Below are 386 nucleotides of genomic sequence, written 5' to 3'. Positions count from 1 at the left end.
ACTCATCCAAGGCTCGATTAATCGTTTCACCTTGAGCTCCTTTTCCAGTTCCGTAGGAGTAAAGTTCTTGGCAGACAACCTCAATTTAGACAGAGGCAATGCCCCTTTTCCGTCCACCAAGTTTGCGAGCTCAGTCGACAACCTCCCTGATAACTGGTTTTGCAGCGAAGCAGTAATACGCTCTCGTTCCTGTTTCATCGCCTGGCTTACCACGGTCTGCATCACCGTGTATTTGGGAATTGCAATACGACGCAGTGATAAATACTCGGTGGTTGCATCGAACAAATACCGGGGTTCAACCCACGACTTAGCTGTTTGCTGTAAGTGAGTGATTAAGGAACCTCGATCCTGTCTATCCCGCCATTTTTGATAATTGAGGAGATCAA

The 386-nt window shown here is 47.2% G+C and carries 1 protein-coding gene; it reads right to left on the bottom strand.

The genetic code is table 11. The features are described 5' to 3' along the window. Positions 1 to 386: DUF4158 domain-containing protein (locus tag A3750_RS04430; protein WP_156498392.1), on the bottom strand; the 386-nt coding region annotated here is incomplete at both ends.

The organism is Oleiphilus sp. HI0079, from assembly GCF_001635105.1.
The sequence above is the reverse complement of the archived record's forward strand: the minus strand, read 5'-3'. Positions and strand labels throughout refer to the sequence as shown.